Raw genomic sequence first — 14,479 nt, 5'->3', positions numbered from 1 at the left:
GGCTGCCTAGATACCCCCAGCACCGGGTCTTATATCTTAAACGGCCAAGACGTTTCGACGATGTCGGAAAATGAATTAGCCGCAGTTCGTAACAAGGAAATTGGATTTGTTTTCCAAACCTTCAACTTACTACCCCGTCAATCCGCCCTTGAAAACGTTGCCCTTCCACTCATCTATGCCGGCTATTCTAAATCAGAACGCACCCGGATTGCCATGGAAACACTCGCAGGGGTAGGTCTCGAAAACCGTGCCCTTCACAAGCCAAACGAGCTTTCAGGTGGACAAAGACAGCGTGTAGCCGTTGCACGTGCCTTAGTCAATGATCCTTCGATACTTTTGGCGGATGAGCCAACAGGTAACCTAGATACCAAAACATCCTACGAGATCATGGATCTCTTTGATCAATTGCACAAAAAAGGCAATACCATCGTCATGGTTACCCACGAAGACGATATTGCCCAATATGCCCACCGAATCATTCGTTTACGCGATGGTGTCGTGGAATCTGACACCATCAACAAAAACGTTCGGAGGATAGAAAAAATCTAGAACTTTACCCGATCAGTTCCATAAGGTGCCCTTTGAGAGCGACGCAACCAGGCATTTGCCTCAGCATCGTTCCCAAAGTTCTCCTTCTTTGAATCCCAAGTTAATTTACGCGGCACCTTCATCGCCACATGCGTAATTAAACAAACTGTGCAAGCCCGGTGTCCAATCTCAATAGGCGAAATCGGCTCCTTCCGCGACTCAATGCAATCAAGCCAATTACCATGTTGGTCTACTGAATGATATAAATGAATTTCATTCTCCCCAATAACAGAACTTAAAATCTTAGGATCTGATGCGTCCAAAGCCTTCGAACGTACTTTGGATGTTGGATCTGTAGGCGTCGCCGCATAATCACCCCGCGAAACAAATATCCATCCCTCTGACCCTTCATAACGAATACCATTTGGAAAACCTCCCGACGTATACATGGTAATTCCATTTGCGTACTCTGCTTTGGCCATAAAATCTCCATGTACATTCCACAAACCAGATTTAGGGAATTCCGCCAACGCCTCAATCGTAACCGGACCCGTGTATTCCGTATCCATTCCCCAAGCTGCTGAATCAAAATGATGCTGTCCCCAGCCCGTAATCATACCAGCACCAAACTGCTCCATGCGCAACCAACCCGGGCGGTCATAGCCCTTCTGTGGATGCACCGCAATTTCCGTATAAGGCATATTGGGCGTAGATCCCAACCATGCCTCGTAATTAAATCCTTTCGGCACAGGCATCGCTGGCGCCGGCGGCCCCGAGGGATCTCCTGGCAAGCCTACCTTAACCGTGTGCAATTTTCCAATCCGACCATTGCGAACTAATTCCGCCGCTATTCGAAACTGTGAGGTTGACCGCTGCTGTGTTCCCACCTGTAAAATACGTCCCGTTTTCTTAATCACATTGGCGAGTTGGCGCCCCTCATGAATCGTCAACGAAGTAGGCTTTTGCAAATAAATATCTTTACCTGCAATCGCTGCTTCCATCGCAGGCTGCGCATGCCAAAAATCCGGCGTACTAATCATCACCGCATCGATGTCTTTATTCAACAACATCTCCCGGTAATCATCATACATCTTCACATCGATGTAATTCGACTGACCCGTTTTTTTCGTGTAGTATTCCTCAACCAATTGCTTTGTTTCCTCCGTCCGATGACGGTCCAAATCGCACACCGCCATAATGCGCGCCTTCTCATGTTTCCACGTTCCCGGCAAATCATGCGTACGTGCAATTCGACCGCAACCAATTTGGCCGATATTAATCTTATTGCTTGGGGCATCTTTCCCACCCAACACGTGTGCTGGAACGATCGTAGGAAACCCAAGGGTTCCCACGGCACCCAAGGCTATATTATTGATAAATTTTCTCCTTTTCATGCTTTAATAGATATGTTGGTTGCGTTTTTCTGTGCAATTAATGCGAGTTCAGTTGATAAAAAACAATGCGCTTGTGTCATCGCCGTTTCTGTACGATTCAACACATCATCCACGAGCAATTCGCCGTGTGGCAAATTCACGTCCTTGCAATCAACATACAAGGTCTCTTTCTTATTCACAATGTATAAATGGCTCCCCGTTCCATGCGGCGAAGCAATATCGGTATTCTTACGTACTTCAATATATCCATCCGTTCCTAAAATCGTCAAACGACCATCGCCCCACGTATTCAATCCATCCGGCGTAAACCAATCCACCCGAATATATCCTGACCCTTTATTACTGCGTAACATCAAATCACCAAAATCCTGGAATTTGGGATACTGTGGATGGTGGTGATTCGCAATTTGCGAAGCCACGACCTCTCCTTGCGTCGAACCCGTAAAATGTAAAAATTGATCTACTTGATGTGAGGCGATATCCGTAATAATCCCACCATAATACTTGGTATCAAAAAACCAGTCGGGACGTGAATTTACACTCATCCGATGCGGCCCTGTTCCCAACGTCTGCATCACCTTTCCTATCTTTCCTTGAGCGACCAGTTGGCTCGCCAACTCCGTCGCCTTATTCTCAAAACGCTCACTAAACGATATCGAATAAATCCGATTCGTCTCTTTTTGAACTTTCCGAACATCGGCTAATTGTTCCAAGCTAGTAATCCCTGGCTTATCCACCATGTAATCCTTCCCATGCTGCATCACCCGAATTCCTAAAGGCGCGCGCTCATTTGGCGTTATCGAACTTAAAACTAATTTGATCGAAGGGTCTTCCAAAACCGCAGCCTCATTCTTAACAAGTTTTGCTTGCGGATAACGCTTCGCAAAATCTTTAATCAAATCTGGCTCTTTGGCATAATAGGAAACAAACTCCCCTCCTCCACGGATAATCGAATTAGCCATCGAATAAATATGCCCATGATTAATCCCAACCACCCCAAAACGCAACCGAGGCGCGATAATTTTCTGCGAAGAACCTTTGACAAACGAACTCGTAACATCTTTCACAGAAGGCATAAAGGCCAATCCGCTTAATAAACTCGCGTCGTGAAGGAACTTCCGACGATTCGAGGAACTTGATCTCATGATTGAATAGGTTTAAACTATGTTTAAAAGCACGCCAGTTAAAATTTCTACTGATACAAACCCACAAAAAAAGCTGCTCATTTCTGAACAGCTTTCTTTTATACAAAAAATCTCAAACCTATTTTTTCTTCTCTTTGACGCGAGCCGATTTTCCTTGCTTACCACGCATGTAGAATAAACGTGCACGACGCACTCTACCACGACGTAATACTTCGATTTTATCGATGTTTGGAGATAGAATTGGGAAGATACGCTCAACACCAATTCCATTAGAAATCTTACGTACAGTGAAAGTCTCACCAGCACCTGAATTCTTGCGTTGAATTACCAATCCTTGGAACACCTGAATACGCTCCTTATTCCCCTCACGGATCTTAACATGAACATTAATGGTGTCTCCAGCTGCAAATTCTGGACGCTCAGCTCTACGCAATGCGTTTTCGGCTTCTACAAATTTAATTAAATCACTCATCTGACTTTTTATTTTGTGTAATATCAGCACTTAGCGGTCGCTTCGTACATAAAATTGCTGATTGGGTTGCAAAGATAGGAAAAATATTTCTTTCCAAAAACAAACTATTACTTTTTACCTTTAATCGATTGAACAAATCCCACAATATCCGCATGAAGATTTTGTGTTTGACCTAGCAACTTCACAAATGCACTTCCGATAATCGCACCAGCCGCTGATTCTGAAGCTTTCACGAAACTCGCACGATCCGATATGCCAAAACCAATCAAACGTGGGTTTTTCAAATTCATCCCATTAATTCGCTTGAAATAAGTTTCCTGAATATCTGAAATACCCGTCTTCGCCCCGGTTGTACTTGCCGATGATACCATGTAAATGAACCCTTTACTGATGGCATCAACTTGGGCAATGCGCTCGTCTGTTGTCTGCGGAGTTATCAAAAAGATATTATACAATCCATATTGCTCGAAAATCGCTTGGTATTCCGATTCATATTCGGCCATCGGCAAATCCGGCAAAATAACCCCATCAATCCCCACTTCCGCGCATTTCTTGCAAAATGCCTCCACCCCAAATTGTAAAACCGGATTAATGTAACCCATCAATAAAACAGGAACCGTTATGGTTTGACGCATAGCTTTCAACTGTTCAAATAAATGCGCCACGGTCATCCCTTGATCCAAAGACACTTGGTTCGATTGTTGAATCGTCTCCCCATCCGCAACCGGATCCGAATACGGCATCCCAATCTCAATAATATCAACCCCACCTTCCTGCAAGGCATGTAAAACTGTCAACGTATCCCCAAAATTTGGATAGCCAGCCGTCGCATAAACATTCAAAATAGGCTCCGTCGCCTTCGCAAATAATTCCGTAATCCGATTCATCTTAGTCATTCAATTTTAAGTGCTGCTGATACGTGGATAAATCTTTATCTCCCCTGCCCGATAAATTCACGACAATTACCTCATCCGGCTTAGCTTGTAATTTATCAAACACCGCCAAGGCATGCGCTGTTTCCAATGCCGGAATAATTCCTTCCATGACAGAACATTCAACCGCCGCATCCAATGCCTCCGCATCTGTTATACCAAAAAACCGGGCACGTCCCGTCAGCGATAAATTGGCATGCATCGGTCCAATGCCCGGATAGTCTAGACCCGCCGAAATCGAGTATGGCTCAATAACCTGACCATCAGCCGTCTGCATCAATAAACTTTTACTGCCATGCAAAACTCCCGGTTTCCCTAAGAAAGTTGTTGCCGCCGAATGGCCCGAATTAACCCCTTTTCCCGCCGCCTCCGCCGCAATCAATTGGGTACGTGGCTCATCCAAGAAATGGTAAAAAGCACCCGCCGCATTCGACCCACCACCCACACACGCAATCACATAATCTGGATAATCACGACCCTCTTTCTCTAGCAATTGACTGCGTATTTCTTCCGAAATCACCGACTGGAACCGAGCCACCATGTCGGGATAAGGATGTGGACCTACCACAGAACCAATAATATAATGCGTGTCAACCGGATTATTTATCCAGTGGCGCATCGCCTCATTCGTCGCATCTTTTAAGGTTTTAGATCCAGATTGAGCTGCGACTACTTGTGCGCCCAACATACGCATCCGTGCCACATTAGGCGCTTGACGTTCAATATCAATCGCACCCATATATACGATACACTCCATCCCCATCAGCGCACAAACCGTCGCCGTCGCAACGCCATGTTGGCCCGCCCCCGTCTCCGCCACTATCTTATTTTTGCCCAAACGCTTCGCTACTAAAATCTGCCCAACCGTATTATTCACTTTGTGCGCACCCGTATGGCACAAATCCTCCCGCTTGAAATAAATATTCGTATTGTACTTAGCCGATAACCTTTCCGCCTTGAACAAAGGGGTCGGTCGGCCTACAAAGTCACGCAACAAATCATCATATTCCTTCTTAAACGCAGGCTCCGCGATGATATCTAAATAGCGGCTGCGCAATTCCTCTACATTGGGATACAACATTTCCGGAATAAAAGCTCCGCCAAATTCTCCGTAATATCCACGTTCGTCAACTTGAAATGAATGATTCATATGTTTTGCATTATGTCTTTTACCTTCGTCAAATCCTTTAACCCAGGACTTGACTCTAATTTACTATTGAAATCCAAGGCAAATAAGCCCGGTAATTGCTTCGCTACTTTGATACTCGCCTCTTCCAAACCGCCCGCTAAAAAATAGGGAATATCGAGTTTGTATGCTTCTAGTATAGACCAATCAAACTGTTCCCCCGTTCCGCCCACTTGCGATCCTTTTTTCGTATCAAACAAATAAAAATCAGGGCTCAAATTTAAGCCTTTTATGTCTTCGTCAGTGGCCACGCTAATTGCTTTGATAACAAGCAAACCTGCCGCTTGCAATTCATTAATGACCTCTTGCCCCTCATCCCCATGCAATTGCACGACTTGAAATCCAGCCTTTTTTGACAAGGCAAGTATGTTGGCCGTAGTCTCATTCACAAACACCCCAACCGCCTTTGTGTTCGCTGAAAGTGTAGGAATAACAAAATCAGGACCCACATAGCGTGGAGATTTAGTAGCCCAAATGAATCCCATAAAATCCGGTTCGCATGCAGCCACTGCCTCAATGTTATTCAAATCCCGCATGCCACAAACCTTCCACTTCATGTTTATTGCTTTAAAAAATCAGTTAATGCTTGACCCGGATTAATGGTCTTCATAAAACTTTCACCGATCAAAAATCCACGATATCCGTATCCTTTCAAATCTGTAATAATCTCAGGGCCTGAAATACAGCTCTCTGAAACTTTGACAAATTGTGCCGGAATTTTGTCGGCAAGCACTTTGGATGCCTCCACATTTTGCTCAGAAAAATTCTTTAGGTTCCGATTGTTCACGCCCACCACCGAAATGTAATCGCCCAATGAACGTTCCAATTCCTCTTGGTCGTGCACCTCGAGGAGCGTTTCCATACCTAAGGAACGCGCCAACAAACCTAATGTTTTGATTTCCGCTGGGTTTAATGCCGCGGCAATTAATAAAACCACATCCGCACCCATCGATTTCGCCTCAATAATTTGGTATGCGTCGATCATGAAGTCCTTACGCAAAATGGGTGTGTTCGGGTTGGTCAAACGCGCTAAATTAAAGTCGGCATAGGTGCCTCCAAAATACGGTGTATCTGTTAATACAGATAGACAAGCAGCTCCCGCTTCCACATATCCACGCGTCACTTCGTCTACTCCCATGGAATCATTGATGATACCTTTCGATGGTGACTTGCGCTTAAATTCTGCAATAATACCCGTGGATGCTGGTTGGACCAACGACATGGCCAACGAATGACAAGCACGCGCAAAATAGCCCTGCTTTTCAAGCGCAGACACAGAAACGTGCGCTTTTGCTGCGGCGACTTCCGCTCGTTTGGTGGCAATGATTTGGTCTAAAATACTCATACCAGTTAGTTGTAAAGACGCGATACCTCGCGTCTATTTATTTTCGCGATACCTCGCGTCTTAATCCATTATAAACTTCTTGAACACCTGAAACGCTTTCCCGCTTTCCAAGGATTCTTTCGCCATGGCAAAACCATCCGTTAATGATGGCGCTTTCTCGGCAACCCATAACGCTGCACCTGCATTCGCAAGCACGGCATTCGTTTGTGCCGGTGTCCCTTCTCGTTGTAAAATCTTGTATAACATATTGGCCGATTCCTCCACATTTGCCCCTCCAAACAACTCGGATTGTTGGACATATTCACAACCCAAATCTGAAGGCGAATAAACCTGTCGGCCCGTATTTGTTTCTAATCGAAAATTTGAAGTCAACGAAATCTCATCATAGCCATCCTCCGCAAAAACAATCCCATACTTCTTACTCGAATCCTTAAAGAATCCCGCATACAAATCGAACACTTCGGGCGAATACACTCCTGTCAATTGCTTGTTGACATTCGCCGGATTCAACAAAGGCCCCAGCAAGTTAAAAAACGTTTTCATCCCCAACTCTTTCCGAATCGGGCCCACAAAACGCATCGCAGGATGAAACAAAGGTGCGTGTAAAAAGCACATACCGGATGTTTCCATTTTACGTTTTAATACTTTCGGGTCATTGTTAAATTTCAATCCCAAAAATTCTAAAACTGTAGAAGATCCCACAGAGGACGACACCCCGTGATTGCCGTGTTTGGCAATTTTTTGACCTGCACCTACAATGATAAACGAAGAAGTCGTACTTATGTTAAACGTATCCTTCCCATCACCACCCGTTCCACACACATCCATGGCATCGAACTCCGACAAATCAATCGTCACTGCAAGCTCAAGCATAGCAGCAACAAAGCCTTTTAACTCGTGTACTTGAATCGGATGATACCAGTAAGATGACAAAAATGCGGCGATTTGGCTTGGATTAACTCCGCCATTCCCGATTTCCAACATCACCTCACGCGCCTCATGTTCTGACAACGCCTCTCCACTCACTCTTCTTTCTAGAACCTTTTTCATATTTTATTTCATCCAATTTTTAATCATTTGTAATCCATGTTGCGTCAAATACGCCTCAGGGTGAAATTGTACGCCACGCACATCGAATCGCTGGTGCGCCTCCGCCAGCACATACCCTTTGTCATCCTGCGCCGTTATCTTTAAGTCCGTAGGCATGGATCCCGGAATCACTGTCCAGGAATGGTACCGACAAACCTCAAAGCGGGCTGGAATATCCAAAAACAGCCGTTCTGCAGGGTCGAGTACCTGACATTCAGTCGTCACGCCATGCAGAACTTCCCCCATATTTTGCAATTCCGAACCAAAGGCCTCCGCGATAGCTTGGTGACCTAAGCAAACCCCCAAAATCTTTTTTGTCGACTTATACTCCTTCAATAAATCCATCATGATTCCGGCCTCTGAAGGAATACCTGGACCTGGGGATAATAGGATTTGATCGTAGTTGCCAACCTCCTCTAATGTTATCTTATCATTGCGAAACACATCTACGTGCGCACCTAATTCCTTTAGTAAGTAAACTAAATTATATACAAAGGAATCATAATTGTCTAGTACCAAAACGTTCTTCATATCGGCTTAGCTTAAAGTGGAGGCAACTTCCAATGCGCGACGCAAAGCTGCTAATTTATTATGTATCTCTTGCATTTCACTGGCAACAACAGACTTGGCAACTACGCCCATCCCTGCTTGGAAATATAGCGTGTTGCCTTTACTCAAGAACGTACGAATCGCAATCGCATGATTGAAGTTTCCTTGAAAATCCATAAAACCGATAGCCCCGCCGTAAATGGCTCGATTCGTTGGTTCTAAGCGATTAATGATGGTCATCGCATTATGCTTTGGCGCGCCACTTAAGGTTCCCGCAGGAAACGTATCCGCCACTAACTGCAAGGGATTAACTACTTTTTGTAAACGACCAGTCACTTTAGAAACCAGGTGAATCACGTGCGAAAAGAATTGTACTTCCTTGAAGGTCTCTACTTTGACCTGGTCCGCACTTCGGCTTAAATCATTGCGCGCTAAGTCGACGAGCATCACATGTTCGGCCGTTTCTTTAGGATCTGCCAATAATTCTTGGGCTAATTCCGCATCACGGGCATCATCCCCCGAGCGTCTAAATGTTCCCGCGATCGGGTGAATCTCAGCAACATCCCCTTCGATTTTTATTTGCTTTTCAGGCGACGCGCCTAAAATTCGGTAGTGCTCATAGTCGAAATAGAACAAATACGGGGAGGGGTTCACGGAGCGTAAAGCTCTGTATAATTGAAAATCATCCCCTTTAAATCCTTGGGCAAAACGACGGGATGGGACAATTTGGAAAACATCCCCACGTAAACAATGTTTGATGCAGGTTTCCACAATTTCTTTTACTTGTGGATCTGTCAAGTTACTTGTCTCCTCACCGACTAATTCGAAGCGCTCAGAATCGTAATGTGGCATGTTCAACAAATACGTAATCGTATCAAAGGAAGGCTCCGAACCATCGTAACTATGCGCATAAAGCGACATTTGATTATTGAAATGGTTGACCGCAACCACATAGCGGTACACAAAATAGCGAATGGATGGAATTTCCGTTTCGGGATTTTTCGCTTGAATCTCAATATCCTCAAAGTAGGTTACCGCATCGTATGAAATATGGCCAAACAAACCATTCGCCATGGGCGAATCTCCTTTTTCTTTTTGAAAACCAAATCGATCCGCAAAAGCTTTGAGGGCTTGAATGGCATCCCGGCGGTTCTCCAAAGTGAACTTTTCTATGGACCCGTCAGGAAATATTTGAATAACATTTGAATCTGTTAATTCAAATGAAGCAACAGGGTCAAAGGCAATATGCGAAAATCCGTGTTCCCGACCGTGGTAATCAGCGGATTCAAGGATTACGGAATTCTTGAAGTTTTTACGAATCTTCATGAAAATGCCGATTGGCGTGAGGGTGTCGGCCAACAGCGATTTTCTAGTAGTTCGAATTTGAATTATAGACATGTTTTCTAGGGACAAAATTAAAAAAGGCTTACTGAGAACAGCAAGCCTTTGGTAAACATATCATGTACACACAGCGAAACTGTTCAAGGGGGTATTAGCCTTGCCACCAGTTTTTGTTGTATGTTGCTTTTGTCATTGTCGTATTAATTTCATGCAAATGTAAACTGAAATCTCTTAATTCAAAATTTTAGCCAATTAAATCCCACAAATTTCCATATAAATCCTCGAATACTAAGACCTGACCATATTCTTCTACCACGGGACCGCGAACGATTTTAATGTTGTGCTTCATCAAATTTTGATGGTCTTTTTCGAAGTCATCCGTGTGCAAAAACAAGAAAACGCGGCCACCGGTTTGATTTCCAACACGGGATTTTTGCTCGTCAGTTGCAGCCTTGGCTAGTAACAATTGGCATGAACCCTTCCCCGATGGTTGCACTAAAACCCAACGTTTCACATCGTTAAGTCGGGTGTCTTCAATTAAACTAAAGCCAAGCTTTTCCGTGTACCAAGCGATTGCTTCGTCGTAATCGGCGACCACAAGGGCGATGTGCATGAGGCGGTGGTTCATAGTCAAAAGTCCGAAGTCCGGAGGGAAAGAGTCCGGAGGGGTTTAGTTAATGTATTAATTTTCGTCGCGGCCTACGAAGTTAAATGGGCTAATTAATTTCAATTCGGCTTTAATGGCATCAGTCACAGCTAATCCGTCAATGAATGCGTGGAAAACAGCCTGGTCAATTTTGCCGTGGTGACGGGTTAAATCCTTCAAGGCTTCATATGGTTTTGGGAAAGCTTCTCGGCGTAAAACGGTTTGAATTGCCTCCGCAATGACTACCCAGTTATCCTCTAAATCTTGTTGGATTTTGCTATTATTCAATTCCAATTTACTCAAACCACGCTGCAATGAATTCAACGAAATCACCACATGCGCTAGCGGAGTTCCTACATTACGAAGTACGGTAGAATCCGTCAAATCACGCTGCAAACGAGAAATAGGAAGCTTCGCAGATAAGAATTCAAAGAAGGCATTTGCCATGGCTAAGTTTCCTTCGGCATTTTCAAAATCAATTGGGTTTACTTTATGGGGCATCGCTGAAGAACCAATTTCTCCTGCCTTGATTTTTTGTTTGAAATAACCCATCGAAATGTATTGCCAAATGTCGCGAGACAAGTCAATAAGGATTGTATCCAATCGCTTTAAGCCATCAAAATAGGCAGCTAAATTATCGTAATGCTCAATTTGCGTCGTGTATTTTGACCGTGTAATCCCTAGATTCGCATGTAAATTGGCAGCAAATTCCGGCCAATTAATCTCTGGAAATGATACCTGATGCGCATTGAAATTACCTGTTGCACCACCAAATTTTCCGGTAAATGGGACTTGCGCCAATAAGTCTAGTTGGCGATTTAATCGCTCAACAAAAACCATAATTTCTTTTCCTAAGCGTGTCGGAGAAGCCGGTTGGCCATGTGTATGCGCCAACAACGGAATCTCTTTCCACTCAATTGCATAGGCTTCTAAAATCTCAATAACCGCCTGATAAGCCGGCAAGATAACCTGTTTATGTGCCTCCGCAATCGAAAGTGGGATGGCGGTATTATTAATATCTTGGGATGTAAGGCCAAAGTGGATGAATTCAACGTAAGGGGTCAGATCTCCAGGAAGTGCCAGCATTCGATCTTTGATGAAATACTCAACTGCCTTAACGTCGTGGTTTGTTACTTTTTCGGTTTCCTTAATCCATTGTGCATCAGCTTCCGTGAAATTGATATACATCGCACGTAGTGCTGCAAAATGTTCCTTAGGAAAGCTCGCTAACGGAGCTAATGGAATTTCGCAAAGAGCGATGAAATATTCAATTTCGACACGAACGCGATATTGGATTAACCCAAACTCAGAAAAATAAGGAGCGAGTGAGTGGGTTTGGCGACGGTAACGGCCATCAACTGGGGAGATTGCCGTAAGCAGATTTAAGTCCATAAGATCTATTCAAAGCGCAAAGGTACAACATTTTAAAAATTAATCTGTAAATTCGAACATGTTACAGCCTAGATATCTTTCGGTCGTTTTATCCTTTTTCATCTCAGGTGTGACTACGGCATTTATCTCGTTTTTGCCGTCGAGTGATTTGACCATTTTGGTCATTAGTTTCATTAGTTGTTTTATATTCGGTTCGATTTTAATCTATTTCGCGCTCGATTATTTAGTATTTCAGGAGGTCAATCAATTGTATGACCGAATCAAGCAGATAAAAAAGAAGGACTTTTCAGTCACCCCACGCAAGCAGTTGGTGGAAAAAACAAATCCGATCGAACTCTTAAAAAAGGAATTAAATACCTACGTAGCATCCAAAGAGGGGGAGGTTCAAGATTTGAAGAAAGCGGCGAAGTACCGCCAAGAATTTTTGGCAGATGTTTCTCATGAATTAAAAACTCCCATTTTTGCGGCTCAGGGTTTTGTTCATACGTTATTGGATAATCCAGATGAGGACATTGAAATCCGTGTCAAATTCCTAGAAAAGGCAGCCAAAAGTTTAGATGGTTTAGATAATTTGGTTCAAGATTTATTAACTGTTTCTCAGATTGAAACAGGGGCAATTAAAATTGAAAAGAAGAAAATTAATCTTCGGCCATTGATTGAAGAATTATTCGAACAATTGGAGGCAAAAGCCAAAAAAAGAGACGCTAAACTCAAACTCATCGCTCCTGTAGGAATGATTCAAGTTAAAGCTGATGAACAACGGATTTCGCAGGTGATTTTGAATTTGGTCGTTAATGCCATCAAGTATGGCAAAGACAAGGGGCTTGTTCAGATTATCATAACAGAAAAGAAAAAAGTATACACAATATCGGTTGTGGATAATGGGCCTGGGATTCCGGAAGAACACTTACATCGTATCTTTGAACGATTCTATCGGGTTGACAAAAGCCGCTCGAAAAATTCGGGGGGAACGGGACTGGGACTTTCCATTGTTAAACACATCGTCCAAGCGCACAACAGTAAGATTTCGGTGCAATCGGAGATAAACAAGGGGACTCGGTTTGAGTTTAAGCTAGAAAAGGCTTAGGGCAATCGGCGTAAAATCAACATGTAGAGACGCGATACCGGCGTCGAATCAACATGTAGAGACGCGATACCGGCGTCTGATAATCAAAAAAACGCGATACCGGCGTCAAATCAACATGTAGAGACGCGATACCTCGCGTCTAATAATCAAAAAACGCGATACCGGCGTCAAATCAACATGTAGAGACGCGATACCTCGCGTCTAATAATCAAAAGAGACGCAACGTATGCGTTCTACAAAATCTAAACTGCCCCTTCTGTTAGACGCTCCGCATTTTCTGCAATGCGTAACTGCTCAATAAATTCAGCAATTTCGCCATCCATAACGGTAGGTAAATTATATACAGTTAGCCCAATCCGATGATCTGTAACACGGCCCTGCGGGTAATTATAGGTTCTAATTTTATCTGAGCGATCGCCTGTGCCAACCATCGATTTCCGATTTCCCGCGATCTCTGCGTTACGTTTTGCTAATTCGATTTCGTATAAACGCGAACGCAAAACTGTCATCGCTTTGTCAAAATTCTTGATTTGGGAACGCTCATCTTGACATTGAACAACTAAACCAGAGGGAATGTGCGTCACACGAACTGCTGAGTAGGTTGTGTTTACGGATTGTCCACCTGCACCTGAAGAACAGAATGTGTCTTTGCGAATATCATTCATATTGATTTGCACATCCACCTCATCAGCTTCTGGCATCACAGCAACGGTAGCTGCTGAGGTATGAATGCGTCCTGCTGATTCTGTGGCGGGGACACGCTGCACACGATGAACACCCGATTCAAATTTCAATTTGGCATAAACATCCTCTCCTTGTACGGAAATAATAATCTCTTTATATCCTCCAGCTGAACCATCGGTAAAGTCCATAATTTGGAACGTCCAACCTTGTTTTTCTGCAAACCGTTGATACATGCGAAATAAATCGCCTGCAAAAATAGACGCTTCATCTCCACCTGTTCCACCCCGAATTTCCAAAATACAATCCTTTGAATCGTTCGGATCACGTGGAATCAACAACTCCTTCAACACCTCTTGCATCTCTTTTTCTTGAGGAGCTAGTTCCTCCAATTCGGCTTTAGCCATATCACGAAAATCCTCGTCTTTTTCGGTTGCAATGACTGACTTAGCTTCCTCGATTGATTTTAATAAATTTTGGTAGGTGATGTATTGATCAACAATTTTTTGCAGGTCTTTGTACTCCTTACTTAAGGTCTTGAATTTCTTTAAATCGGAAACAATTTCCGGCATCGCAATCTGTTGTTCTACTTCAAGGAATCTCTCTCGGATGGCTTCTAGCTGCTCCAGCATGTCTTCTGTGGGGTTAAAAATCTGCGCAAAGATAACCAATTAATGAATACCTTTGCGCTT

15 protein-coding genes are annotated in these 14,479 nt (G+C 43.8%); 2 read left to right on the top strand and 13 right to left on the bottom strand.

Annotation, left to right across the window (positions count from 1 at the left end; all coding sequences use genetic code 11):
- The coding region (locus tag ACIQ6T_RS07260; RefSeq protein WP_395785239.1) for an ABC transporter ATP-binding protein at positions 1–549 on the top strand (549 nt) is incomplete at its 5' end.
- Here the strand turns inward: ACIQ6T_RS07260 and ACIQ6T_RS07255 are convergent.
- From ACIQ6T_RS07255 to purB, 12 genes are all read right to left on the bottom strand, one after another.
- Positions 546–1,922: a Gfo/Idh/MocA family protein gene (locus tag ACIQ6T_RS07255; protein WP_395785238.1), complete on the bottom strand. Its 1,377-nt coding sequence runs from the start codon at positions 1,920–1,922 to the stop codon at positions 546–548. The two genes, ACIQ6T_RS07260 and ACIQ6T_RS07255, sit on opposite strands and share 4 nt — an antisense overlap.
- Positions 1,919–3,067, bottom strand: a complete 1,149-nt coding sequence (locus tag ACIQ6T_RS07250; protein WP_395785237.1) for a Gfo/Idh/MocA family protein — start codon at positions 3,065–3,067, stop codon at positions 1,919–1,921. Before ACIQ6T_RS07250 ends, ACIQ6T_RS07255 begins: the two co-directional genes overlap by 4 nt.
- 118 nt (positions 3,068–3,185) lie before the next feature.
- Positions 3,186–3,539 carry a 50S ribosomal protein L19 gene (gene rplS, locus ACIQ6T_RS07245; RefSeq protein ID WP_395785236.1) on the bottom strand — a complete coding sequence of 118 codons (354 nt, stop codon included), beginning with the start codon at positions 3,537–3,539 and terminating at the stop codon, positions 3,186–3,188.
- A gap of 107 nt (positions 3,540–3,646) precedes the next feature.
- Positions 3,647–4,426 carry a tryptophan synthase subunit alpha gene (trpA, locus tag ACIQ6T_RS07240; RefSeq protein ID WP_395785235.1) on the bottom strand — a complete coding sequence of 260 codons (780 nt, stop codon included), beginning with the start codon at positions 4,424–4,426 and terminating at the stop codon, positions 3,647–3,649.
- A 1-nt stretch (position 4,427) separates the two neighbouring features.
- A complete protein-coding gene (gene trpB, locus ACIQ6T_RS07235) occupies positions 4,428–5,621 on the bottom strand; it encodes a tryptophan synthase subunit beta (RefSeq protein WP_395785234.1) in 1,194 nt (397 codons plus the stop codon).
- Positions 5,618–6,214: a phosphoribosylanthranilate isomerase gene (locus tag ACIQ6T_RS07230; RefSeq protein ID WP_395785233.1), complete on the bottom strand. Its 597-nt coding sequence runs from the start codon at positions 6,212–6,214 to the stop codon at positions 5,618–5,620. The genes trpB and ACIQ6T_RS07230 overlap by 4 nt, the downstream gene beginning before the upstream one ends.
- 2 nt (positions 6,215–6,216) lie before the next feature.
- Positions 6,217–7,002 carry an indole-3-glycerol phosphate synthase TrpC gene (gene trpC, locus ACIQ6T_RS07225; protein ID WP_395785232.1) on the bottom strand — a complete coding sequence of 262 codons (786 nt, stop codon included), beginning with the start codon at positions 7,000–7,002 and terminating at the stop codon, positions 6,217–6,219.
- Between the two features lie 60 nt (positions 7,003–7,062).
- On the bottom strand, positions 7,063–8,052 hold the full coding sequence (trpD, locus tag ACIQ6T_RS07220; RefSeq protein WP_395785231.1) for an anthranilate phosphoribosyltransferase: 990 nt from the start codon (positions 8,050–8,052) through the stop codon (positions 7,063–7,065).
- 3 nt (positions 8,053–8,055) lie between these two features.
- Positions 8,056–8,622 (bottom strand): anthranilate synthase component II, encoded by a 567-nt coding sequence (locus ACIQ6T_RS07215; RefSeq protein WP_395785230.1) that lies wholly within the window; start codon positions 8,620–8,622, stop codon positions 8,056–8,058.
- Between the two features lie 6 nt (positions 8,623–8,628).
- Positions 8,629–10,038 carry an anthranilate synthase component I family protein gene (locus tag ACIQ6T_RS07210; RefSeq protein ID WP_395785229.1) on the bottom strand — a complete coding sequence of 470 codons (1,410 nt, stop codon included), beginning with the start codon at positions 10,036–10,038 and terminating at the stop codon, positions 8,629–8,631.
- 187 nt (positions 10,039–10,225) lie between these two features.
- Positions 10,226–10,609, bottom strand: a complete 384-nt coding sequence (locus ACIQ6T_RS07205) for a VOC family protein (RefSeq protein ID WP_395785228.1) — start codon at positions 10,607–10,609, stop codon at positions 10,226–10,228.
- A gap of 54 nt (positions 10,610–10,663) precedes the next feature.
- Positions 10,664–12,019 carry an adenylosuccinate lyase gene (purB, locus tag ACIQ6T_RS07200; RefSeq protein ID WP_395785227.1) on the bottom strand — a complete coding sequence of 452 codons (1,356 nt, stop codon included), beginning with the start codon at positions 12,017–12,019 and terminating at the stop codon, positions 10,664–10,666.
- A 58-nt stretch (positions 12,020–12,077) separates the two neighbouring features.
- On the opposite strand from purB, the gene ACIQ6T_RS07195 reads away from it, so the two are divergent.
- Complete coding sequence (locus ACIQ6T_RS07195) at positions 12,078–13,106, top strand: sensor histidine kinase (protein ID WP_395785226.1); 1,029 nt, start codon at positions 12,078–12,080, stop codon at positions 13,104–13,106.
- Between the two features lie 242 nt (positions 13,107–13,348).
- On the opposite strand, the gene prfA is transcribed toward ACIQ6T_RS07195, so the two are convergent.
- The gene (gene prfA, locus ACIQ6T_RS07190; protein ID WP_395785225.1) at positions 13,349–14,419 is read right to left on the bottom strand and encodes a peptide chain release factor 1; all 1,071 of its coding nucleotides are present in this window, start codon (positions 14,417–14,419) and stop codon (positions 13,349–13,351) included.
- Between the last annotated feature and the right edge of the window lie 60 nt (positions 14,420–14,479).

Origin of the sequence: Aquirufa sp., assembly GCF_044377215.1 — a bacterium.
Classification (GTDB): Bacteria; Bacteroidota; Bacteroidia; order Cytophagales; family Spirosomataceae; genus Aquirufa.
Note: the sequence above shows the minus strand (reverse complement) of the source record. Positions and strands in the feature narration are given on the sequence as shown.

Bases quoted from the DNA above. Each gene is read 5' to 3' on its own strand.
- ACIQ6T_RS07255 (WP_395785238.1), bottom strand. From the start codon at position 1,922: ATGAAAAGGAGAAAATTTATCAATAATATAGCCTTGGGTGCCGTGGGA.
- ACIQ6T_RS07250 (WP_395785237.1), bottom strand. From the start codon at position 3,067: ATGAGATCAAGTTCCTCGAATCGTCGGAAGTTCCTTCACGACGCGAGT.
- rplS (WP_395785236.1), bottom strand. From the start codon at position 3,539: ATGAGTGATTTAATTAAATTTGTAGAAGCCGAAAACGCATTGCGTAGA.
- trpA (WP_395785235.1), bottom strand. From the start codon at position 4,426: ATGAATCGGATTACGGAATTATTTGCGAAGGCGACGGAGCCTATTTTG.
- trpB (WP_395785234.1), bottom strand. From the start codon at position 5,621: ATGAATCATTCATTTCAAGTTGACGAACGTGGATATTACGGAGAATTT.
- ACIQ6T_RS07230 (WP_395785233.1), bottom strand. From the start codon at position 6,214: ATGAAGTGGAAGGTTTGTGGCATGCGGGATTTGAATAACATTGAGGCA.
- trpC (WP_395785232.1), bottom strand. From the start codon at position 7,002: ATGAGTATTTTAGACCAAATCATTGCCACCAAACGAGCGGAAGTCGCC.
- trpD (WP_395785231.1), bottom strand. From the start codon at position 8,052: ATGAAAAAGGTTCTAGAAAGAAGAGTGAGTGGAGAGGCGTTGTCAGAA.
- ACIQ6T_RS07215 (WP_395785230.1), bottom strand. From the start codon at position 8,622: ATGAAGAACGTTTTGGTACTAGACAATTATGATTCCTTTGTATATAAT.
- ACIQ6T_RS07210 (WP_395785229.1), bottom strand. From the start codon at position 10,038: ATGTCTATAATTCAAATTCGAACTACTAGAAAATCGCTGTTGGCCGAC.
- ACIQ6T_RS07205 (WP_395785228.1), bottom strand. From the start codon at position 10,609: ATGAACCACCGCCTCATGCACATCGCCCTTGTGGTCGCCGATTACGAC.
- purB (WP_395785227.1), bottom strand. From the start codon at position 12,019: ATGGACTTAAATCTGCTTACGGCAATCTCCCCAGTTGATGGCCGTTAC.
- ACIQ6T_RS07195 (WP_395785226.1), top strand. From the start codon at position 12,078: ATGTTACAGCCTAGATATCTTTCGGTCGTTTTATCCTTTTTCATCTCA.
- prfA (WP_395785225.1), bottom strand. From the start codon at position 14,419: ATGCTGGAGCAGCTAGAAGCCATCCGAGAGAGATTCCTTGAAGTAGAA.